Origin of the sequence: Enorma burkinafasonensis, assembly GCF_902150035.1 — a bacterium.
GTDB classification, from domain to species: Bacteria; Actinomycetota; Coriobacteriia; order Coriobacteriales; family Coriobacteriaceae; genus Enorma; species Enorma burkinafasonensis.
Window position 1 is genome coordinate 108388 of sequence record NZ_LR597505.1, and the last position, 18965, is coordinate 127352.

At 67.1% G+C, this 18965-nt stretch carries 19 protein-coding genes and 1 pseudogene; 5 read left to right on the top strand and 15 right to left on the bottom strand.

Features of this window, described 5'->3' with window-relative positions; genetic code table 11:
* Positions 1-3: 3 nt before the first annotated feature.
* A complete protein-coding gene (locus FS885_RS04505; RefSeq protein ID WP_087217125.1) occupies positions 4-744 on the bottom strand; it encodes a DUF4428 domain-containing protein in 741 nt (246 codons plus the stop codon).
* Between the two features lie 224 nt (positions 745-968).
* Here FS885_RS04505 and FS885_RS04510 point away from each other — a divergent pair, with 224 nt between their 5' ends.
* From FS885_RS04510 to FS885_RS04520, 3 genes are read left to right on the top strand one after another with little or no spacing between them, the layout of a single operon-like run.
* Positions 969-2741 (top strand): hypothetical protein, encoded by a 1773-nt coding sequence (locus tag FS885_RS04510; RefSeq protein ID WP_144743810.1) that lies wholly within the window; start codon positions 969-971, stop codon positions 2739-2741.
* A gap of 1 nt (position 2742) precedes the next feature.
* The gene (locus FS885_RS04515) at positions 2743-4275 is read left to right on the top strand and encodes a sensor histidine kinase (RefSeq protein WP_144743811.1); all 1533 of its coding nucleotides are present in this window, start codon (positions 2743-2745) and stop codon (positions 4273-4275) included.
* The gene (locus tag FS885_RS04520) at positions 4272-4898 is read left to right on the top strand and encodes a response regulator transcription factor (RefSeq protein ID WP_246060775.1); all 627 of its coding nucleotides are present in this window, start codon (positions 4272-4274) and stop codon (positions 4896-4898) included. The genes FS885_RS04515 and FS885_RS04520 overlap by 4 nt, the downstream gene beginning before the upstream one ends.
* Positions 4899-5102: 204 nt before the next feature.
* Here the strand turns inward: FS885_RS04520 and FS885_RS04525 are convergent, their stop codons facing one another.
* The 6 genes and pseudogenes from FS885_RS04525 to FS885_RS04550 all read right to left on the bottom strand — a co-directional run bounded on the left by FS885_RS04525 (position 5103) and on the right by FS885_RS04550 (position 9006).
* A complete protein-coding gene (locus tag FS885_RS04525; protein WP_144743812.1) occupies positions 5103-5651 on the bottom strand; it encodes an FtsX-like permease family protein in 549 nt (182 codons plus the stop codon).
* Positions 5652-5684: 33 nt separating this feature from the next.
* Positions 5685-6620, bottom strand: a pseudogene (locus tag FS885_RS04530) (IS3 family transposase); the annotation flags it as partial.
* A complete protein-coding gene (locus FS885_RS04535; protein WP_144743814.1) occupies positions 6602-6946 on the bottom strand; it encodes a transposase in 345 nt (114 codons plus the stop codon). The pseudogene FS885_RS04530 and the gene FS885_RS04535, both read right to left, overlap by 19 nt.
* Before the next feature lie 21 nt (positions 6947-6967).
* Positions 6968-7537 (bottom strand): flavin reductase family protein, encoded by a 570-nt coding sequence (locus FS885_RS04540; RefSeq protein ID WP_144743815.1) that lies wholly within the window; start codon positions 7535-7537, stop codon positions 6968-6970.
* 63 nt (positions 7538-7600) lie between these two features.
* The gene (locus tag FS885_RS04545; RefSeq protein WP_144743816.1) at positions 7601-8491 is read right to left on the bottom strand and encodes a DUF362 domain-containing protein; all 891 of its coding nucleotides are present in this window, start codon (positions 8489-8491) and stop codon (positions 7601-7603) included.
* Between the two features lie 47 nt (positions 8492-8538).
* Entirely contained in the window at positions 8539-9006 is a 468-nt protein-coding gene (locus tag FS885_RS04550; protein ID WP_144743817.1) for a flavodoxin, read from the bottom strand.
* A 217-nt stretch (positions 9007-9223) separates the two neighbouring features.
* Between FS885_RS04550 and FS885_RS04555 the strand changes: the two genes are divergently transcribed.
* Complete coding sequence (locus FS885_RS04555; protein ID WP_144743818.1) at positions 9224-9862, top strand: TetR/AcrR family transcriptional regulator; 639 nt, start codon at positions 9224-9226, stop codon at positions 9860-9862.
* A 72-nt stretch (positions 9863-9934) separates the two neighbouring features.
* Here the strand turns inward: FS885_RS04555 and FS885_RS04560 are convergent, their stop codons facing one another.
* The 8 genes from FS885_RS04560 to FS885_RS04595 form a co-directional block, all read right to left on the bottom strand.
* Complete coding sequence (locus tag FS885_RS04560) at positions 9935-10663, bottom strand: GNAT family N-acetyltransferase (protein WP_144743819.1); 729 nt, start codon at positions 10661-10663, stop codon at positions 9935-9937.
* A 29-nt stretch (positions 10664-10692) separates the two neighbouring features.
* Positions 10693-11385: a DUF1287 domain-containing protein gene (locus FS885_RS04565; RefSeq protein WP_222419879.1), complete on the bottom strand. Its 693-nt coding sequence runs from the start codon at positions 11383-11385 to the stop codon at positions 10693-10695.
* Between the two features lie 2 nt (positions 11386-11387).
* Complete coding sequence (locus tag FS885_RS04570; protein WP_342777735.1) at positions 11388-12089, bottom strand: copper homeostasis protein CutC; 702 nt, start codon at positions 12087-12089, stop codon at positions 11388-11390.
* Positions 12090-12275: 186 nt separating this feature from the next.
* Complete coding sequence (locus tag FS885_RS04575) at positions 12276-12977, bottom strand: ABC transporter ATP-binding protein (RefSeq protein ID WP_144743820.1); 702 nt, start codon at positions 12975-12977, stop codon at positions 12276-12278.
* A gap of 3 nt (positions 12978-12980) precedes the next feature.
* Positions 12981-13856 carry an ABC transporter ATP-binding protein gene (locus FS885_RS04580; protein WP_144743821.1) on the bottom strand — a complete coding sequence of 292 codons (876 nt, stop codon included), beginning with the start codon at positions 13854-13856 and terminating at the stop codon, positions 12981-12983.
* Positions 13849-14937, bottom strand: a complete 1089-nt coding sequence (locus FS885_RS04585) for a branched-chain amino acid ABC transporter permease (RefSeq protein WP_144743822.1) — start codon at positions 14935-14937, stop codon at positions 13849-13851. Before FS885_RS04585 ends, FS885_RS04580 begins: the two co-directional genes overlap by 8 nt.
* Before the next feature lie 9 nt (positions 14938-14946).
* Positions 14947-15828, bottom strand: a complete 882-nt coding sequence (locus FS885_RS04590) for a branched-chain amino acid ABC transporter permease (protein WP_102371325.1) — start codon at positions 15826-15828, stop codon at positions 14947-14949.
* Positions 15829-15912: 84 nt separating this feature from the next.
* Positions 15913-17181 carry an ABC transporter substrate-binding protein gene (locus FS885_RS04595; RefSeq protein WP_144743823.1) on the bottom strand — a complete coding sequence of 423 codons (1269 nt, stop codon included), beginning with the start codon at positions 17179-17181 and terminating at the stop codon, positions 15913-15915.
* 363 nt (positions 17182-17544) lie between these two features.
* Here FS885_RS04595 and FS885_RS04600 point away from each other — a divergent pair, with 363 nt between their 5' ends.
* Positions 17545-18864, top strand: coding sequence for a homoserine dehydrogenase (locus FS885_RS04600; RefSeq protein ID WP_144743824.1), 1320 nt, complete (start codon positions 17545-17547; stop codon positions 18862-18864).
* The last annotated feature ends 101 nt before the right edge of the window (positions 18865-18965 follow it).

Sequence of the window (18965 nt, forward strand, 5' to 3'; positions counted from 1 at the left end):
CCCCTAAGCCGAGCCCATGGCTCCTCCGCAGTACTCGCAGCGGCCATTGGCGTCGGGGAAGGTCGTGGCTCCACAGAACGGGCAGGTACGCGCCTCCTTGGGAGCGGCGGCGGCAACGGCCTCGTCGCGAACCGCGTCACGAGCGCCGAGGAGCGCCTCGCGAATCTCCTCGGCTATGCGCACGGCCTCGCGGTAGTCGGGGGAGCCCTGGGTCTCTATGCGAGAGGTGTTTGCCTTGACGGTGATCTCATCGAAATACGGGGCGTTGACCTGAACGATTGCGTATACGTCGTAGTCGATGTCGTAGCGCGGCGGGTCGTAGCTCACGCTCGTCCCATCCTCGAGTTCGCGCTCGATTTCGGTGCGCGTCTCTCGTACGTCGACGATGCAGCCTGTGACCTGGCTGAAGTCGATGATGTCGGGGTTGGCCTCGCGCCAGCCGGACCCAGCGGGCACGACGGCAAATGCGCGCGCGTCATCATCGATGAGCACGCGGGTTCGCTGGCCGAGCGTGCGCGTGGGCGTGAAGGAGGAGACGCGTGCCTTGTTTTCCTCGCGATAGGCAAGCTGCTCCCTGATGTCCTGTACCGTGGAGCTGCGGCGTTCGCTGAAGAAGGGGGAGAGCTTCCCGGCGCAGTCCTTGCAGAGATAGCCGTCCTCCAGCTTGCGCTTTCCCAGCAGGCCGAGCTCCTTGCCGCAGATGTCACATGACTTCTTTTCGAAGAGGCTTCCAAAGAGTCCCATGGCAATCCCTTCTCCTAGGGCGCCACCGATGCGCTGGCGCTTCGGCTTGCCGCCTTTGTGGCGTTGACCTTACAATAGAGCGCGTCGCGTTTGCGGGCGATGCCCCTGCGGCCCAGGCTTGGCGGGTATTGCGCGCCTGATGTCCCATGTTCGGGGGGCGGCGTTGCGTACAATGGACTAGGATCGGGTCGAGCGGGGGTGTCGCGATGTCAGGGATTGCGTCGATGGTTCGAAAGGCCGCCGCACGCGTGCGAGCTGCCGACAGGCGTCAGGTCCTCGTCGCCTGCGCCGCATGTGCCCTTGCGATCATCGTGCTGCTGCTCTTGTCGGAGGGTCTTCTCGACCACGATATCTGGCGTTCGGCCGACCGGGACGCGTTCTATCCCCTTGGGCACTACAACACGACGCCTCACATGGCAGCGACGGTCGCCATCCTGTCGATATGGGGTCCCTTTTCGTGCTGGCGGTGCTTCGATCCTCTGGTTCGTAGGTACATGGCCGGCTGCTTCATGTTGTTTGCCGGCTGGATGCTCGTCGTCATCGTTAAATACGCCGTGGTTTGGGACCCCGCCGTCGAGCTCCTGTGGTACTGCTTCTACGTTCCTATCCTGCTCGTCCCCATGCTGTGCGTGTTCACGGCGTTTCGGGCTGCCGGCGTGGATGGCCGCCCTGCCGTCGTGAGGTGCGGGAGGGCACTCCTCGCGATCAACGCCTTGCTTCTGGTGGTGGTGTTCACCAACGGGATCCACCACGCGGTCTTCTCCTTTGATGCCACAGACCCCGACTGGTCTGAGAATTACGAGTACGCGCCTCTGTACTACGTGGTGTATGCGATGGCCGTCGGTCAGTTCGTCGCGTTCTTTGCCTTGCTTTTTGCAAACGCGTATCGGCAGCTCAGGGGCGCAATCGTCACCGTGTCGCTCGTCTGCGCGCTGGCGGTCGTGTACGGATTGGCCTACGTGCTGCGCGTCCCGTTCTTCTTCTCGGGCAACTTCTCTCTCAGCTATACGTGGTTCGTATGCGTGGCAATCGAGCTGTGCTTCGACTTCGGCATCATTCCGGCCTTCGCTCACTACGGGCGCCTGTTCCAGACCCTCCCCATGGACGTGAAGGTGTTCTCCCTCTCTGCCGAGAGGGGGGATGGTCCCATCTACGCGACGTTTCAGGCCGGCCCCGTCTCGCCCCAGGGGCGGTCCTGCGTCGAGGCGTGCGTGACGGGGCCCGTACGGCTCATCTCTGACGCGACCCCCGATGTCGTGTATCACGCCCAGAGGGTCTCGGGCGGCATCACGCTGGTCACCGAGGACATCTCGGCCGTCTCCTCGCGCCGACGCGTGCTCGAGCAACGGCACGCGGCCCTTCGCTCAAGCTGTGCACTGCTCGAGCAGGAGCGCCTGATGCGCGAGCGCCTCCGCAAGCAGGAGAGCGAAAGGGCGCTCTACGACGAGGTTGACCAGTCCATCTCCGAGGCGCTTGGGAGGGCCCGGGAGCTCATGTGCCAGGTTGAGGGCCTGCCGGGTGACGAGGCGGTCTTCAAGCTGACGATTGCCAAGATGCTCATCTCGTATTGCAAGCGCAAGGGCGGCATCGTGCTCGCGTGTCGAAGCGACTGCGACTTCGAGCGCGAGAAGCTCCAACTCATCGTGGGTGAGCTCGTTACCGACCTCCAGACCGCGGGGGTGAGCTGCGGAGCGCTCGTCGAGACCGGCGAGATGATCCCGGTCGATGCCGTGAGCGTGCTGTACGACTGCCTGTACGACTTCTCGATCGCGTCGCTGTACTGCGTGGACCCCGTTCTCATGATGTACTTCTCCGACTACAGCGACGGCGCGATAGAGATGCGGCTCGCGCTCTCCACGGGGGAGCTTTGCAACCTCGCCGAATCCGAGGAGATGCAGGAGCTGCGCGTGTTGCTCGATGGGAGGGACGTGGCCTATCGCCTCACGGGGGAAGAGGGGTCGCTTGTGCTCGTTGTGGTCGTGAGGAAGGAGAGGTAGCGTGGAGGTCCTGTTTCACCTCAACGACGTCTCATTGCTGCTGCTGGGTACCGCCTGCCTCTTTGCAATGGCCTTGCAGGGGGCGCATCTCTTCGTTCTGGCGCTCTGGCGAGAGAGCCCGATGCACGTCGGCACGCTGGTGTACGAGGCCCTGCTGATGGTGCACCTGCTGCTCGCCTCTGTGATTCTTCGCGAGGCCTGCGCGAACTACGCCTACGTGTCGCTGTGGTCGCGCTCGTTTTGCGTGCCGGCGATCGATGCGAGCTGGGTGAACGTCGCGCCCGTTCTCTGGGGGACGATTCTGGCGCTCGTGGCGCGGCGCCCCATCATGGTCGCGGAGCTTGTGGTCATGGCATGCTGGCTCCCTCCCTTCGTATGGCTTCTCGGGAGTGCATGGCCCTGGGTCGTGGCGATTGGCGTGGCATTCATGACGTCTCGCTCGCTTGCCTGCGTCGCGCTTGACTACCGACGTGGTGGCGAGCTCGTCACGCGATTCTCGCTCGCCGAAGTCGTGAACACGGCTCAGGAGGGGATACTCTGCTACAAGGCGGATGGCAGGATTCTCGTGATGAACGACGCCATGCGCGGCCTTCTCGAGACGCTGGGGTGTCGGAGCGTGCTCGTCGACGCGTGCGAGGTGCGTCGGATATTGCTGTCAGATGCGCGAGAGATTCACGAGTGCATGCTGGATGCAAATGGTGACGTGGGCGAGGCGTGGATAACGGCCCCCAACTCGACCAGATGGCGTCTCGTGTTCGATGTGGTCCGGTTGGGGATGGGGCATTGCGGGCGCGTGATCGCGACGGACGTAACGGAGCTCATGAAGCTCAACGAGGAGCTTGACGCGACCAACGCCGAGCTTGCGCTCGTGGAGGACCACCTGCGCGCGTCTCTTGCGGTTGTCGATGCGACGGCGGAGCTCGACGCGCTCGCCCACATGCGTGCGCGAGTGCATGACGTCATCGGACAGCGTCTGTCGATTCTTCACCGCGCGCTCGAAGACGGGGACCTCTCTCGTAGCCATCTGGGCAATCTCCGAGAGATGGTTGACACCATCATGGCCGACTTGGCCATTCGCGAGCAGGCCGACCCCAAGGCAGACCTGATGTCGGTCATCGAGGCGTTCGAGCTGATTGGTGTCGGCATAGACGTTTCCGGCTCTCTTCCCGACCGCGACGAGGTGGCGGATGCGTTTGTTCGCGTCGTGAGGGAGGCGGTGACGAACGCCGTGCGCCACGCGCGCGCGACTTCGGTCGAGGTGAGGCTCGAATCGACGGACGAGGGTGCGGATTCGGGCGGGAGGGACGGGCAGCACGGGCGTCGGGCATGCTGGTCTCTGTCGATTTGCGACAACGGGACGCCGCTCAAAGCGGCCGAGGCGTGTGGGTCGGGCATCCCGGGAATGCGTCTGGCGGTGGAGGAGGTGGGCGGGGTCCTGTACGTGGAGCCGACCCCCACGTTTACGGTACGCGCGGTCGTGCCCCGCCACGCTTTTGGTGCCGTGGGCCAGGCCGTCGAGGAAGGAGAGCGATGAGGGTGATTCGCGTTGTGGTCGTGGAAGACCAGACCATGCTGAGGGACTCTTTGGTTGCCGCCATCAATCGCGAGCTCGACATGGAGGTCGTCGCCTCGCTCGCCGATGCGGCGGACGTGCTCGACCTCGATGCTGGCCGTGAGATTGACGTGGCGCTGCTCGACGTGTGCACGGAGAACAATTCGAGCGGCATCATTGCCGCGAGGAAGCTCAGGGAGGCTCGCCCGCAGGTGAAGACGGTCATCATGACGGGCATGTCGGACGTGACCTTTGTCCGCCAGGCGCGTGAGGCGGGCGTTGACAGCTTTATCTATAAGAACGTCAGGACGGACGACCTGCTGTCGGTGATTCGATCCACCGTAGAGGGGTACTCGACCTTTCCCTCATCTCGGAAGGGTGATGCCCCCGAAGTCGAGCTGCTGGACGAGCTCGAGCTCAAGATCTTGTATCTCACCTGTCAGGCGAAGAGCCGCAGGGAGATAGCGGCGGCGCTGTACATGAGCGAAGGCACGGTAAAGCGGCACATTTCCGAGATGCTCGCGAAGACGGGCTATGACAACCTGCTCAAGCTGGCAGTTCGCGCGGTGTCAAGCGGAAGCATCGCGGTCAACGTCGAGCGCTGACCTGTCTTCCCGAAGACCCTACATTCAACCGACAAGCCCCCAACGGATTTGGGTTCGTCGTGAGGTCCTCTAGGAGCGAGCGATAAGAGGCCGCACGCGTACTGCCTGCGGAAACGCTGAAAGTGCTCTGCTGCGGAGACTCTTGAGGTCCCTGCAGCGAACCCAAATCCGAACAGGGCCGCGCGCTGGCGCCCGCGCGGGGGGCTACTCCGTGCGGAGGGCGTCGATGAGCGGTGCGGCCCGCAGGCGGCGCAGCGCGTGGGCGCAGCTGGCGAGAAGGGCGAGCGCCACCAGTGCCACGGCGCCTACGACGTGCGCCCACGGCACCTCGAGCCCCAGGCTCCGCATGGTGAGGCCGCCCTGCGTGCCGATCCAGGCGCCGAGCGCGAGCGCGGCGGCGAGTCCCAGCGCGAGGCCCCATGCTGCCGTGCGCGCGCACTCGAGCGCGGGCATCCTCCTCAGGTCGCGCTCACCCATCCCGACGGAGCGCAGCACGGCGAAGTCGTGCGCGCGCAAAAGCACGCTCGCGGCCGAGGAGTTGAACGCGCTCGCCACGCCGACGGCGGCGGCAGCCACGCCAAAGGTCGACAGGAGCGCCCGTATGGCGCCGTAGAGCGCCTCAGACCGGTGCGCCTCGGCCCGCTCGTCGACGACGCCGTCCCAGGTGGCGAGCGCAGGGTTCTCCTCGAGAAGCCGATCCACGTCGGCCGCCGCCGCAGACGAGTCATCTGCCGTCGCGTAGAGCGTGGTCATGAATCTGAATCTACCCCGATTTCGTTTACACCCCTACGCCGCCTTCAGGCGGCGATCGTCCTCGGGCCGGTTGGCCCGCTCGAACTCCTCGGGGCTGAGGTTCCCCAGCGCCGAGTGCGTCCTGGCCCTGTTGCAGGAGCACTCGATGTACTCGAAGATCTCGAGCGCCGCCTGGTCGCGGCTCTCGAAGGTGCGCGCGTGCACGCACTCGGCCTTGATGATGCCCATGAGCGACTTCATGGCCGCGTTGTCCCACAGCGACGATATCGATCCCATCGACGGCTCGATCCCGGCCTCCCGCATCGTCTTGCCGAGCAGCAGCGAGGCGTACTGCGAGCCGTGGTCGCTGTGATGGATGCAGCCCTCGGGAGGGCGCCTGCGGGCGATCGCCATCCTGAGCGCGTCGTCGGCCAGTTCCGCCGTCATGCGCGCCGACATCGACCAGCCGACGACCCTCCTCGACCACACGTCCATCAAGACGGCCAGGCAGGGCCATCCCTGGTGGGTCCTCGCGTAGGTGATGTCCGCGAACCACGCGCGGTTCGGGCCGCCCGCGGCGAAGTCGCGGCGCACCAGGTCGGGCGCGGTGTTGGCCTGCGGGGCGGCCGGTTTGGCCGCGCTCCTCGGGCGCCTGGCGCCGCCCCTGGTGGTGCCGGCCCACCCGTTGTCGCGCATGATGCGCGCCACGCGCTTGCGCGACGTGCGCTCGCCGGAGCGCCTGAGCTCGGCGAAGACCTTGGGGGCGCCGTAGGTGCCGCGGCTGGCGGCGCATATCTCGGAGATCGCCGCGGCCAGCTCGGCGTCGCGCAGGTCGTGCGCGCTCGGCGGCCGCTTTCTCCATGCGCGGTGGCCCTGCCTGGTGACATGGAGGGCCGCGCGCATCTCGGATATGCTCCAGGCGCCCTCGTTGAGCAGGACGAAAGCGAACCTCGCCCCCTCCGCCTGCGAGCCTACAGCCGCCTGCTGGCGAAGAAGGCGCTCGCTTTCAAAGGTATCCCGTTCTCGCGCCTGAGCCGCTCGTTCTCGTGCCTCGGCCCGCGGAGGTCCTCCGCCATCTGGGAGGGGTTGTCCCCTGCCGGCGCCTGCGCGGCGTCGGCCCTCTTGACCCGGTCCGACAGGCTCCCCGGGTCGACGCCGGGCTCGCGGGCGGTCTCCGCGTAGGTACCGCCCCGCTCCCCGTGCAGCCTCACCGCCTGCTGCTCGAGCTCTGCCGGATACCTGGGCGACGGATGCCCCGTCCCATGCCCCCTCTCCCCGTTTACGGCATCATGCCCAAACGGAACTCGATGTGTCAACGGAAACGGGGGAGATTCAAACTACTCGTTGGCGGCCTCGGCCGCACGGACCCTGGAAAAGCTCAGGCAGTCGGCGATCTTCTCGCCCGTGCGCAGGTAGGTGTACGTGGGCATCTCGAAGAGCACGGGGCGGAGCGCCGCCACGTCGACCTTGCCGTCCTCGGTCAGGACCGCGTCGTCCGCATAGATACCGGCCACCGAGCAGACGAAGTTCTCGAAGCGATCCACCTCGTAGACGTCCTCCACGCGGCACTCCATGGAGAGCTTGGCGTCGTCGACGAGCGGCGCGCCGGCCTCGCCCGCCGTCCAGGCGAAGACCTCGGCCTTGCTCTCGCGTGCGCCGCTCACGCTGCCGCAGAAGTCCGCGCGGTCGAGCCAGGACTCGTCGACCACGTTCACGGAGAGCACGCCGGCCCGCTTGATGTGTTGGTTGATGAAGTGCGCGCCGGCAAGGCTCACCATGATCTTGCTGTGGCTCAGGATGCCCGTGTGCGCGACGAGCGTCCAGGTGGGCTCGTCGCCGTTCATGGCGCCCACCACGATCACGGGCACGGGATAGAGCGCGGGCTTGGTTCCGATATTGCTCTTCATAAGACAGCACTCCTTCGACCCGCTCACAGGGTCAATCAATCTGAGTCGCGACGCACCGCCGCGTCAGCACTCCACGAGCTCGTAGTCGCGCGTACCGTATCCCAGCTGCGCGGCCGCGGCGATGGTGCGGATGCCGTTGCGGCTCACCACGCGCTCCAGGAAATGGCCCACGCCGGGGTCCTCGGAGCCCATGATGAGGTCCATGCACGCCTGGTCGATTGCCACCGGGTCCGTCGAGACCAGGATGCCGATATCCGCCATGCAGGGGTCCTCGGCGACCACGCAGCAGTCGCAGTCGACCGAGAGGTTCTTCATCACGTTCACGTACGCGATCTTGCCCGCGAAGTGCTCGTGCACGGTCATCGCGGCGTCGGCCATGGCCTCGGGGAACGCGCTCTTGCTGGAATGCTTCTCCCAGCACGCGTAGCGGTCGTCCGTCACGCCGGCGGAATGGATGAGCGCCTTGCCCGCACGGCTCGCGCAGCCGATGGAGAGCTGCTTCAAGGCGCCGCCGTACCCGCCCATGGGGTGCCCCTTGAAGTGCGCGAGCACGAGCATCGAGTCGTAGTCGAGGATGTGCTTGCCCACGTGGTTCTCCTTGAGCTGGAGCCCGCCCACGATGGGCCAGACCACGTCCGGACCCTCCGCGTCCATGATGTCGACGTCGAAGAGCTCAGCCCAGCCGTGCTCCTCCATGAGCTTCCAGTGCGCCTCGGTATGGTCGCGCACCCCGCCCGCGGCGTCGCCATAGGCGGTGTTGCACTCGACGATGGTGCCATGGACCGCCTCGACCATGGGCTTCCAGAACTCCGGCGTGAGGTAGTTCTGGTTGCCCTGCTCGCCGGAGTGCACCTTGACGGCGACCTTCCCGGGAAGCTCGACCCCGAGCATGCGGTAGAGCCTGACCACGTTCTCCGGTGTGATGTCGCGTGTGAAGTAGACCTTTGCTGTCATCTCAACCCCTTTGCTGTCGATATCGTTCCGCGAGCGCAACGGCGCGGCTACGCGCGGGCCTCGCGTGCCCACGCGGCCGCCCCGCTACCGTTGAGCAGCCGGCCGGGCATCCACGTCGCGTCGGGGCGCAGGGACGCCAGGCGCCGCTCAGCCTGCGCGATGCCGCTCCCGCCCGAGGTCGCGAATGGGATGACCGTCTTGCCCGCAAGGCCCGCACCCTCGACGAAGGTGTCGACGGCGCGCGGCTCCACGTACCACCAGATGGGAAAGCCCAGAAAGGCCGTGTCGTAGGCCTCCATCCCGGGGAGCTCGCCGGCGAGCGCGGGGCGGGATGCATCATCCGCCATCTCCTGCGAGCTGCGGCTCCCCTTGTCCGTCCAATCGAGGTCCGCCGCGGTATAGCGCTCCGCGGGAGCAATCTCGTACAGGTCCGCGGCGAGCGCCTCGGCGATCTCGTGCGCCACGCGCGCCGTCGATCCGCTCGCGGAGAAGTACGCCACCAACGTCTTGCCCATCGCCCATCCTTTCATCAGGCTGTTCCATCCGGTTCGGCGCGGCGCCCCACCCTCGCGGACGGGCAGAACCCGTTGCCGGCCGGTTCTTGGCTCCTACTATAAGCAACGTTATGTCACTTGTAAACTGTTTTGTTATCGTATCGTCGCTAGTTTTTCGATTATCCGTCTATCCGTCGCCTATGGTATAGTGCTGCCAGGAGAAGACGTTGGAGACGACATGACCGAATTCATCCGAGCGCGGAGCGACGAGCAGAAGGCCCAGCGCATAGCCGAGGTCAAGGCGGCTGCGGCGCGCCAGTTCGAGACGCGCCCCTATCACGAGATCACCCTCACCACCATCGCCGACGAGCTCGGCTGGTCGCGCGCGAACCTGTACAAGTACGTCGCCACCAAGGAGGAGATCTTCCTGCTCGTCGATGCCGACGAGTACGGAGCGTACTTCGAGGCGCTGCTCGCTGCGCTCCCCGAGGGCTGCGGCCTCGCCGCGGATGTCGTCGCCGAGGTCTGGGCGGGTATCGCCAACGCGCACCAGCGCTACTTCCGCTTGGGTGAGATCCTCTCCGCGATCATCGAGACGAACGTCACGCTCGAGCGGCTCATCGAGTTCAAGCGCGGCTACCTCGCCTACGTCGAGGCCCTGGCCGAGCGTCTCCCGCTTCTGCTCCCCATCGACCGCGCACAGGTCCAGCCGCTCATCGAGAGCGTGTACTTCCATGCCGTCGGGGCGGCGGGTATATGCCACAGCAACCCCCTCGTCGTGCAGGCGCTCCGCGAGCTCGGCGCCGAGGCCGAGCACGATTTCCGCGCAGAGATGCGCGATTTCATCGGGATGTGCCTCAGGCACTACGCCGGCTGATGCACCGCTCGCAGCACCCGACGGCCGCTTGGCGCCCTGCCCGCGCGAACGGGCATGCCGCAATCGCCTGCCCTATGCCGGGCGCTTGACCCAGCAGTAGCGAGGTGGCGCTATCGTGAGGCCCAAGCGCTCCTGGAGCGCGCGGGAGGCCACGTTGCCGGGAGCCACGTGCCCGTAGGGCACGCGCCCCTCGGAGAGGATCCTGTTGGCGAGGGCCGCCTCGAGCGCGCGGGCGTACCCGCGGCGTCGATGCTCCGGGAAGATCTCGAGCATCCCCATGGACGCCTCGGTGTGCTCGCCGATGAAGCCCACGAGCTCGCCGGTGCCGTTGAAGCCCCCGTATACCCAGCCGCACTCCAGATGGTCGACGATGACCTCGTGATCAAGCATGTGGTAGCGGCGCTCGATCGCATCGAGGTCCGCCACGTCGAGCGGGCGGATGGAGATCTCCGCCGCCCCTCCGTCGACGGGCCCTGCCCCCTCATAGACCCACAGGTCGTAGCACGACGGCTCGATATCGGGCTCGAGGAGCGGCGCGTAGCCGGCGCCGGCGATCGACACCAGGGCGCCGGCGGGGATCCGCCCGAAGAGCTCGCGGGCGCCCTCCTCGCTAAACGGCGCGGCGAAGTAGCAGCCGCCGATCTTGAGCTGCGTGAGCACGCCGTGGGCGGGGTCGGCATAGCGCAGCTCCGAGCGACCGAGGCGCAGCGGCTCCGAGACCGGCAGCAGACCGCGCCGCTCGGGCCGCGCGTCCATGAGCGCGAGCGCCGCCGCGACCGCCTCTTGGTATCCCGTGTCCATAGAACCCCCTCCGTCGACGCGTCCGTCCCCTATCTTAGGACTTCGGAGGACACCTGCGAGGCGTCGAAGCGGTAATGCGCGGTCGGCAGCATGCTGAACGGGTAGGCGAGGTAATCCTCCTCGCGACGGGGCTGGCCCATGTTGTGGATGATGAAGGGCGTGCCGTTCGCGTCGCGCAGGTCAGACACGATCCCGATATGCCGGCCGCCGCCGAAGACCACGATGTCGCCCGCCTGCCACGCCGCGACATCCGAGGTATCGGTCGTGAGCACCCGGGCATACCGCGAGAAGAAGACGTCGAGCACGCGCACGCGCCTGAAATCGATGTTGGGGTCGGGATCGGGCGCCACCTGCGCATAGGCGGCGGGGTCGCGCGCGATGTCCGCGTCGACCATCGCCTTGAGGTCGTAGCCGGCCCGAGCGAACGCGCGCCACACGGTATCGGTGCACGCGCCCCGCCCCTCCGGCGGGTAGCCGCCCTCGTAGTAGCCGTCGTCGTAGGCGGGGGCCGCGACGGCGTCGGCGCGGGCGCCCGCGAGGATGTCCGCGTAGTCGTCCACGCCATCGCCATCGAAATCGACCGGCGCGGGCTCGAGGGGATAGCGCGCCGTCATCGCCTCATCCGGCACCATGACGAGGCGCGGCACCGCGTAGACGAGCCCCGCGCCCGCGGCGACGCAGAGTGCCGCCACCAGGACGGCGAGCGCAATGCGGCGGCGCACTCTCACGCCCGCCCGCGCGCACCGGCGATGTCGACGATCTTGGTGCCGTGCACCTCCCGCACCCCGAGGGCGCACGCGATGCGCTCGGCGTTCGCGTAGGTGATGCCGGCACCGGGGAGGATGATGATCCGGCCCGCGGCATAGGCGATGAGCTCGCGCAGGCGCTCGAGGTTGGCGTCGATCGGCGTGCCGGCCGTACCCCCATGCGTGAGAATGCGCGTGGCGCCGAGGCGGACGAGGGTATCGATCGCGTCCTCCTGGCGCGCGGCGGGAAGGGCGTCGAACGCCATATGGAAGGTGACGTCGAGCAGCTCCTCCCGGCCCGAGACGCACGCGCGGGCGCGCCCGACCAGGCGCTCGAGGGCGGCCACGTCGAGCCCGAAGGCCCCGCCGGCGTCGACCAGGCAGCCGAGCACGATACCATCCGCGCCAAACCCCAAGGCCACCTCGATGTCGCGCTCCATGATCGCGAGCTCCGCCTCGGAGCACACGAAGTCGCCGCCGCGCGGGCGGATCATGCTCATGACGCGCGCGCCGTGCGCGTGCGCGTAGGCGACCGCGGCCTCGATGACGCCGGCGGACGGCGTCGTGCCGCCGACGGCGAGGTTGTCGCAGAGCTCGATGCGCGCCGCGAGCGCGGCGATCGCGGCGGGAACGTTCTCGAAGTTCTCCGCGCAGAACTCCCGTATCAGCTGGGTACCCATGCTGCCTCCTCCTAGCCGGCGACGACCCATCGTCGCCCGCCCCGTCGCGGCTTCATCCTCTCCAGAGAGTCTAGCATCGCGCCAGCGGGCCCGGCGCCCGCGGTGCATACGGATTCGGCCCCCAACGATGCTGACAATCGCATCGCCGGGGGCCGAGCCGGTGCAAGATCGCGTCAAGCGGGGTCGCTACCCGCCCAGGTACGCCTTGCGGACGTCGTCGTTATGGAGCAGCTCCTGGCCGGTGCCGGTGAGCGTGATGCGGCCCGTCTCCATGACGTAGCCGCGGCTGGCGATCGAGAGCGCCGCCTGGGCGTTCTGCTCAACCAGCAGGATGGTCGTGCCGGCCTCGTGCAGGGCCTCGATGATCTCGAAGATCTGCTCGACGAGGATCGGCGCCAGGCCCATCGAGGGCTCGTCGAGCATGAGCAGCTTGGGGTTGGCCATAAGTCCGCGTCCCATGGCGAGCATCTGCTGCTCGCCGCCCGAAAGCGTCCCCGCCACCTGGCGGCGGCGCTCCTTGAGGCGCGGGAAGTGCGCGTAGACGCGCTCGAGGTTGCCCGCGATGGTGTCATGCGGCTGGGTGTAGGCGCCCATGTCGAGGTTCTCCTCGACCGTCATCTGCTGGAAGATGCGCCTGCCCTCGGGCACGTGCACGAGCCCGTGCTCGACGATGCGCTCCGCCGACATATGGGTGATGTCCTCGCCCATGAACTCGATGGAGCCGGTGCGCGTGCGCAGCAGGCCCGAGAGGGTCTTCAGGCTGGTCGACTTGCCGGCGCCGTTCGCGCCGATGAGGGCCACGACCTCGCCGTCGTTCACCTCGAAGGAGATGTCCTTGATGGCATGGATCGCCCCGTACCACACGTTGATGTTGCTAACGGACAGCATCGTTTAAGCCTCAACCTCCTTCTGCTTGCCCAGATACGCCTCGATCACGGCGTCGTTCCGCTGGATCTCCTCCGGCGTGCCCTTGGCGATGATCTTGCCGAAGTTGAGCACGCAGATGCCCTCGCAGATGTTCATGACGAGGTTCATGTCGTGCTCGATGAGCATGATCGCGATCTGGAACCGGTCGCGGATCTTGACGATGTTCTCCATGAGCTCGGCGGTCTCCGACGGGTTCATGCCGGCGGCAGGCTCGTCGAGCAGGAGCAGCTTGGGGTTCGTGGCGAGCGCGCGCACGATCTCGAGGCGGCGCTGGGCGCCGTAGGGCAAAGAGCCCGCCTCGTGGTCCGCGAGCCCGGCCATGTCGAAGATGTCCAGAAGCTCGAGCGCCCGGTCATGGTAGAGCTTCTCGCTCTTCCAGTGGTGGGGCAGGCGCAGGATGCTCGTGGCCATGCCGCAGTGGTGCTGGTTGTGCAGGCCCACCGCGACGTTCTCCTCGACGGTGAGGGTGTTGAACAGGCGGATGTTCTGGAACGTGCGCGCCACGCCCAGGCGGTTCACGCGCGCCGGGTCGAGCCCGGCCGTATCCTGGCCGTCGACCATGATCGTGCCGCGCGTGGGCTGGTACACCTTGGTGAGCAGGTTGAACACCGTGGTCTTGCCCGCGCCGTTGGGGCCGATGAGGCCGCAGATCTCGGTGCGGCCGACGGTGATGTTGAAGTCGTCCACGGCCTTGAGGCCACCGAAGTCGATGCCGAGGTGCAGGCACTCGAGCGCAGGCGCCTTGCCCAGGTCGCGCTCGGGCATGATCGAGACGCTCGGCACCGGCACCATCTTGGTGCTCTCGCGGCGTCGCTGGGCGAAATCGGTGAACTTACTCATCCGCCTCACCCCCCTCGGCGGCGACGGCCGGCTCCGGCGCGTCCCTGTGGAAGCGCCGGCGCAGCGACTCGGCCGCGCGCTGGTAGACCTTGAGGTGCGGGACGACCATCACGAGAATGAGCACGATCGCGTAGAGGAGCATGCGGTACTGGTTGATGGGACGCAGCACCTCGGGCAGCACCGTGAGGAAGGCCGCCGACACGATCGAGCCCGAGATGTTGCCCATGCCGCCAAGCACCACGTACACGAGGATGAGGATCGACTGGTTGAAGTCGAACTGCGACGGCACGACCGTCGAGTAGTTCATGGCGTAGAGCACGCCCGCGGCGCCGGCGAGGGCGGAGGCGACGGTGAACGCCATGAGGCGGTACTTGGTGACGTTGATGCCGATGCTCTCGGCGGCGATGCGGTTGTCGCGCACGGCCATGATGGCGCGGCCGTCGCGGCTGTGCATGAGGTTCAGGACCACGGCGACGGTGATGAGCACGAGCACGATGCCGAGCATGAACGTCGAGATCTTGTCGATGCCCACCGCACCCTTGGGACCGTTGATGAGGATCGTGCCCTGGCTCATGCCGAGCGAGCCGGAGTCGCGCATCGAGAAGTGCAGGCCCGCGTCGTCCACGCCGACATAGAGGATGTTCAGCAGGTTCTTGATGATCTCGCCGAAGGCGAGGGTCACGATGGCGAGGTAGTCGCCGCGCAGGCGCATGACCGGGATGCCCACCAGAAAGCCGATGAGACCGGCTGCGGCCGCGCCCACCACGGCGGAGAGCACGAAGAGCACGAGCTCGGACTCGATCCCGAAGCGGGTGAGGCACCCGGCGACCACGACGCCCGTGAACGCGCCCACGCTCATGAAGCCCGCGTGCCCGAGCGAGAGCTCGCCCGAGACGCCGACCACGAGGTTGAGCGACACGGCCAGGCTCACGTACGCGCAGATGGGCACGAGCTGGCCCGAGAGCGAGTGCGAGATGAGACCCATGGCGTCGAGCAGGGTCACGGCGACGAACGCGACGATGACGATCGCGTAGGTGATGATGGTGGACCGCGTCTGCGGCTTAAGCATGTTGATACCCATGACGCTCACCTACACCTTCTCGTGGACGGGCTTGCCGAGCAGGCCCGCGGGACGAATGAGCAGGATCACGATGAGCACGCCGAACACGACGGCGTCGGCGAGCTGCGTCGAGATGTAGGCGCGCGCGAAGATCTCGATGACGCCCAGGAGGATGCCGCCGAGCGCCGCGCCCGGGATGGAGCCGATGCCGCCGAGCACCGCCGCGGTGAACGCCTTGATGCCGGGCATGGAGCCCGTGGTGGGCATGATCGTGGGGTACGCGAGGCACATGAGCACGCCCGCGATCGCGGCGAGGCCCGAGCCGATCGCGAACACCATCGAGATGGTGGAGTTCACGTTGATGCCCATGAGCTGGGCGGCGTCGCGGTCCTCGGAGCAGGCGCGCATGGCCTTGCCCATCTTGGTCTTGCCCGTGAACATGGTGAGCGCCACCATGATGGCCACGCAGGCGAGGATCGTGAGGACGGCGGTGGCGCTGATGGTGAGCGCGCCGTCGAAAAGCCTAAGCGCGGGCAGGCTGATGACCGACGAGAACGACTTGGGGTCGGAGCCCATGATGAGCAGGGCGGCGTTCTGCAAAAAGTAGCTCACGCCGATGGCGGTGATGAGCACGTTCAGCGAGGGCGCGTTGCGCAGGGGCTTGTAGGCGAGCCGCTCGACGACGATGCCGAGCACCGTGCACCCCACGACGGAGAGCGCCACGCCGGCGATCGCGGGGAGCCCCAGGTAGCTCACGGCGCAGAAGCAGATGTAGGCGCCCACCATGATGACGTCGCCGTGCGCGAAGTTGAGCATCTTGGCGATGCCGTACACCATGGTGTAGCCGAGCGCGATGATGGCGTAGACGCTGCCCAGGCTCATGCCGTTGATGAGGTTGGCGAGAAACTCCATGTCCCCCTCCTTTCATGTGAAAAGCGGAGACCACCGGGTACGGGTGGCCTCCGCACAGGACCGTAGTGCTAACGGACACGTCGCCTACGCATCGAGCGGCATGTAGACGCCGTCCTGGATGACCATGCCCATGGGCTGCTTGGAGATCTCGCCCGTCTCGGACCAGGTAGCGGCCTCGCCGGCCGTGGTGAGGCCGGTGAAGGAGAAGTCCGGGGAGGTGAAGGTCTCGACGAGGCCGTCGCAGATCTCGGAGAAGTCCGCGTCAGGCGTGAGGCCGGCGGTCTCGATGGCCTGCTTGATGGCATAGATGCAGTCGTAGGCGTCGGCGGCGAACTGGTTGGGGGTCTCGCCGTCGCCGTAGTCGGCGCCCTTGTAGGTCTCGACGAAGGCCTGCGTGGCCTCGTCGGTCGCGGTGGCGACGAACGGGGTCAGGAGCATGCAGCCCTCGGCGAGCGAGGTGTCGAAGCCCTCGACCGTGAGGAGGCCGTCCATGCCGTCCACGCCGAACCACTTGGGGGCGTAGCCCATCTGGTTGGCCTGGGTGAGGATGAGCGAGATCGGGGTGTAGTAGATCGGCAGGAACACGAGGTCGGCCCCGTTGTTCTTGGCGTCGTTCAGCTGCACCGTGAAGTCGGTCTGGTTGTCCTCGGTGAACGAGGTCTCGCTCACGATCTCGAGGCCGAGCTCGGCCGCCTCGGCGAGGAAGCTGTCGTAGATGCCCGTGGAGTAGGTGTCGGACATGTTGTAGATGATGGCGATCTTCGTGCCCAGACCCTGCTCGGCGATGTACTGCGCGGACGCGGCGCCCTGGTTGGGGTCGGTGAAGCACATCTGGAAGACGTTCTCCTTGCGGGGGATGGAGATGTTGCCGTCGGCATCCTCGAAGCCGCCGATGACGTCGGTCGACGAGCCGGACGGGGTGAGCTGGAACATGTTGTCGGCGTTGGTCTCGGCGGACACGGCGACGCAGGGCGTCGTGGTGACGGTGCCCACGAGGATCTGCATGCCCCAGTCCTTGAGGTTGTTGTAGGCGTTGACGGACTTCTCGGCGTCGCCCTCGTCGTCCTGGAAGTTGAGCGCGAACTGGATGTCGCCGCCCTCGGCGTTGATCTCGTCGACGGCGATCTGGGCGCCGTTCTTGACCGCCTGGCCGTAGATGGCCGCGGCGCCGGTGGTGGGCCCGATGCCGCCGATCATGAACGCGGTGCCCGGGGCGGGAGCGCTACCGGAACCGGCGGTGGAGCCGCCGTCGCCGCCGGTGCACCCGGCGAGAATGCCAGCCGCCCCCAGACCTGCTGCGCCTGCGATGAGGCTCCTGCGGCTCACGGACGGATTGAGATTCAAGCTCGACATACGGCTCTCCTTTCACGGTGATGCCGGGCGGCGCCCGGCGGGACTGCATCCACCCCAGGCATAAGGCCGCGCGGCACGTCCCCCGAACGACATTACGAGACTGGTGGTTCTAGTCACGATACCGTTTTTTTGGGTAAAAGGTAAGGTACTGTCGCTAGACCGCGGGCGCCGATACGCACCCCTTCCAGGGGCCACCCCATCTACCAGCGCATTCTCCACAGCCTGATACGTTTTAGGACATGTTACATCTGTGTTTCGCCTATCGGCCTCATAGACCGGTAGAATAGCAGGCAGATATGGTCGTTACCCGACCGGGCCCGCGCGATGAGCCGGGCGCCACGCGACGCATGCGAAGGAGCCGTCATGAGCAACGCCAACCGCACCGTGAGAATCGGCCTCATCGGCCTGGGTACCGTCGGCGGCGGCACCGCACGCGTCATCCTGGAGCACCACGACGCGTACCTCGACGCCTTCGGGGTCGACCTCGTCATCGGGCGCGCCTGCGCGCTCGAGCCCGAGCGGGCGCGCGAGCTGGAGCTCCCCGAGGGGGCCTTCACCCCCGACTGGCGCAAGGTCGCAGAAGACCCCGACATCGACATCGTCGTCGAGCTCATCGGCGGGGAGCACCCCGCGACCGACATGATCGAGGCCGCGCTCGAGCACGGCAAGCACGTCGTCACCGCCAACAAGGCGCTGCTCGGCCGCAACATGGAGCGCCTGGCGCGCCTCGCGCGCGAGCACGGCGTCCAGCTGCGCTGCGAGGCGTCCGCCGGCGGCGGCATCCCCATCGTGAACGCCCTCGAGCACGCGCTCGTCGCGAACGACGCGCTCGCCATCGCCGGCATCCTGAACGGCACCACGAACTACATCCTCACCCGCATGGCGGACGAGGGCTCCGAGTTCGCCGACGTGCTCGCCGACGCGCAGCGCCTGGGCTACGCGGAGGCCGACCCCACCGCCGACGTCGACGGCTTCGACGCCGCATCGAAGGTCGCCATCCTCGCCTCCATCGCCTTCCGCAGCCGCGTCACCACCGATGACGTCTTCATGCAGGGCATCCGCGACATCTCGCCCGCAGACATCGAGGAGGCGGGGCGCATCGGCTGCACCATCAAGCTCCTCGGCATCGCGCGGCGCCGCGACGGCGGCCTCGACGTGCGCGTGCACCCCGCGATGGTGCCGGCGACGCATATGCTCGCAGGCGTCGCGGGCGCCATGAACGCCGTCTACGCCGTGGGCGACGCCGTGGGCGAGACGATGTTCTACGGCGCCGGGGCGGGCGCCTTCCCCACCGCGAGCGCGGTGGTGGGCGACATCCTCGCGCTCGCCAGGCCCCTCGCGCGCGGCGCCGCGCTCGACGCCGCGGCCGAGCCGTTCGCGCGCGTGCTCCCCATCTGCCCGATCGATGAGCTCGAGACGCGGTACTACCTGCGCCTCGAGGATGCGGCCGAGGCAGCCGCCGAGGATATCGCCGCCGCCTTCGCCGAGGCGGGCGTCCCCGTCTCGTCGCTCGCGCCGCACGCCGCGAGCCCGCGCACGCTCATCGTGCTCACCGAGCGGGCCCGCGAGGATGCCGTGAGGCGCGCCATCGCGGCCATCACCGCCGCGGGAGAGGCCCGGCTCGGCAGCCTCATCCGCATCGAGGACGTCGCCGCCTGGGCGGAAGGCGCGAAGGAGAACTAGCCGGAGGGCCGGGCCTTGCCCTCTTGAACGTTCCGCAAGAAAAAGCCCCCGTGAGGGGGCTTTTCCATACCCGTTTCGAGCCGGGGGCTCAGCTGCACACG

Excerpts from the sequence above, each read along its gene's own strand:
- FS885_RS04570 (WP_342777735.1), bottom strand. The coding sequence starts at position 12,089 with ATGGGTACCCAGCTGATACGGGAGTTCTGCGCGGAGAACTTCGAGAAC.
- FS885_RS04550 (WP_144743817.1), bottom strand. The coding sequence starts at position 9,006 with ATGGGCAAGACGTTGGTGGCGTACTTCTCCGCGAGCGGATCGACGGCG.
- FS885_RS04520 (WP_246060775.1), top strand. The coding sequence starts at position 4,272 with ATGAGGGTGATTCGCGTTGTGGTCGTGGAAGACCAGACCATGCTGAGG.
- FS885_RS04600 (WP_144743824.1), top strand. The coding sequence starts at position 17,545 with ATGAGCAACGCCAACCGCACCGTGAGAATCGGCCTCATCGGCCTGGGT.
- FS885_RS04545 (WP_144743816.1), bottom strand. The coding sequence starts at position 8,491 with ATGACAGCAAAGGTCTACTTCACACGCGACATCACACCGGAGAACGTG.
- FS885_RS04540 (WP_144743815.1), bottom strand. The coding sequence starts at position 7,537 with ATGAAGAGCAATATCGGAACCAAGCCCGCGCTCTATCCCGTGCCCGTG.
- FS885_RS04590 (WP_102371325.1), bottom strand. The coding sequence starts at position 15,828 with ATGGAGTTTCTCGCCAACCTCATCAACGGCATGAGCCTGGGCAGCGTC.
- FS885_RS04575 (WP_144743820.1), bottom strand. The coding sequence starts at position 12,977 with ATGCTGTCCGTTAGCAACATCAACGTGTGGTACGGGGCGATCCATGCC.
- FS885_RS04525 (WP_144743812.1), bottom strand. The coding sequence starts at position 5,651 with ATGACCACGCTCTACGCGACGGCAGATGACTCGTCTGCGGCGGCGGCC.
- FS885_RS04585 (WP_144743822.1), bottom strand. The coding sequence starts at position 14,937 with ATGGGTATCAACATGCTTAAGCCGCAGACGCGGTCCACCATCATCACC.
- FS885_RS04560 (WP_144743819.1), bottom strand. The coding sequence starts at position 10,663 with ATGGACACGGGATACCAAGAGGCGGTCGCGGCGGCGCTCGCGCTCATG.
- FS885_RS04505 (WP_087217125.1), bottom strand. The coding sequence starts at position 744 with ATGGGACTCTTTGGAAGCCTCTTCGAAAAGAAGTCATGTGACATCTGC.
- FS885_RS04595 (WP_144743823.1), bottom strand. The coding sequence starts at position 17,181 with ATGTCGAGCTTGAATCTCAATCCGTCCGTGAGCCGCAGGAGCCTCATC.
- FS885_RS04510 (WP_144743810.1), top strand. The coding sequence starts at position 969 with ATGGTTCGAAAGGCCGCCGCACGCGTGCGAGCTGCCGACAGGCGTCAG.
- FS885_RS04580 (WP_144743821.1), bottom strand. The coding sequence starts at position 13,856 with ATGAGTAAGTTCACCGATTTCGCCCAGCGACGCCGCGAGAGCACCAAG.
- FS885_RS04555 (WP_144743818.1), top strand. The coding sequence starts at position 9,224 with ATGACCGAATTCATCCGAGCGCGGAGCGACGAGCAGAAGGCCCAGCGC.